Genomic DNA, 1,498 nt, shown 5'->3' with positions numbered 1-1,498 from the left:
GAGCAGCGGAATGCGCTCCGCTTCCTCTTCCGTCGCAGCGAAATCGGAAGGCGCGCTAATCCACTCCGCTATCCACTGGCTATAGTCCATGAGACCGGTTTCAAAATAGGCCGTTTCCGACCAAGCGCTGGCTTCCAAAGACAACCCGGTAGTCCACACCTTGATCCGATAATAATATCGCGTGCGCGCTTGCAGCTCGATTTGATCCAGCACGACGTGAACGGATTGACCAGAGGCGTTCCGGCCAGAATCCCATAAAATATGTCCAAACTCTGGCTCCAATGAAACTTGCAGCTGGTAGGCCTGCTGCTGAATGCCTCTTTCCTCTGACAGGATTTGCCAACTGATTCTAGGATGCGGCACATCAATGCCAAGCGGATTTTTCAAATATTCACATCTGACTTTTGCGATCTGGACCATGGGATGACCTCCTCAATTCAGGAAAAGCTGCTGTTCATTACTTACCCTGTTATCGTATAATTATAGCGTCCATATTCAGTGACAACCCTTGTAAAAAGGCCAACATATCCCGGTCATTCAGCCATTTAATTAAGGAGGTGCTTACCTTTGAAAAAACCTGTGCAATGGTATAAAGGCGATCATTTTTTTGGCAATCAGCTTCCGATTTTCGTCAATCGCTATCAGGAGGATTTCAAGGTGCCCCTCCATGCCCATGATTTTATAGAGTTCAACTTCGTGGCGGAAGGGAAAGGCTTTCATCATATTGGAGACGATATTGTTGCCGTGAGCAAAGGGGTGTTTTTCACAATACCAGTCGGCGTTCCACATGTGTTCAGGCCTACTTCTACTGACCCATCCCAGCATCCGCTCATCGTTTATAATTGCTTATTTGCGCCGCAGCTGCTGCTTGCGATGCCCACCTTGTTTACCGATCCGCTGCTGGAGCAGTATTTAGATGAGCTGCAAAATGGTCAAGCCACCTATCATTCGATTCAGGATCACGATGGTTCAATTGAAAAATTGCTCGTGGCGATGTATCAGGAGTTTTCCTTCTCGGCAGCGGGAGCGGACACTTATCTATACACGTTATTCCTGCAACTGGTCATAACCATTCACCGACTGCGAAGCGACAACCGTCCGTTGAAAATAAAGGATGTGTCGCACTTCAACCTGCTCATTCAGTTTATGGAGCAGCATGTTCATGAAGAGCTGACACTCGCGAAGCTGGCCGCAAGATCCGGCTGGAGCATCCGGCATTTGCAGCGGCTGTTTCTCCAGCACACCGGACAAACGTTTGGAAACTATTTGAACCAACTGCGCATACAAAAAAGCTGTGAGCATTTACGCTTAACACAGCTTAAAATTAGTACGATTGCCGAAATGGTTGGCTATAGCCACATTGATTCGTTTAATGCGCTTTTCAAGAAGAGAGTCGGCCAGACACCTGGCCAATATCGCAAGCAGTTTAGATAGAACTGACAGCTTAAAGCAGGCTTTTAATAATTTGCATCGGATTTCCCGTATCGCCATACATTTT

1 protein-coding gene and 1 pseudogene are annotated in these 1,498 nt (G+C 47.3%); one reads left to right on the top strand and one right to left on the bottom strand.

The genetic code is table 11. The annotated features are described in order from the left end of the window. Positions 1-420, bottom strand: a pseudogene (locus ABEW34_RS31950) (alpha-L-rhamnosidase); the annotation flags it as partial. 147 nt (positions 421-567) lie between these two features. Here ABEW34_RS31950 and ABEW34_RS31945 point away from each other — a divergent pair. Further along, positions 568-1,434, top strand: a complete 867-nt coding sequence (locus tag ABEW34_RS31945; protein WP_430165926.1) for a helix-turn-helix domain-containing protein — start codon at positions 568-570, stop codon at positions 1,432-1,434. The last annotated feature ends 64 nt before the right edge of the window (positions 1,435-1,498 follow it).

The organism is Paenibacillus algorifonticola, from assembly GCF_050481745.1.
GTDB lineage: Bacteria > Bacillota > Bacilli > Paenibacillales > Paenibacillaceae > Pristimantibacillus > Pristimantibacillus algorifonticola_A.
The sequence above is the reverse complement of the archived record's forward strand: the minus strand, read 5'-3'. Positions and strand labels throughout refer to the sequence as shown.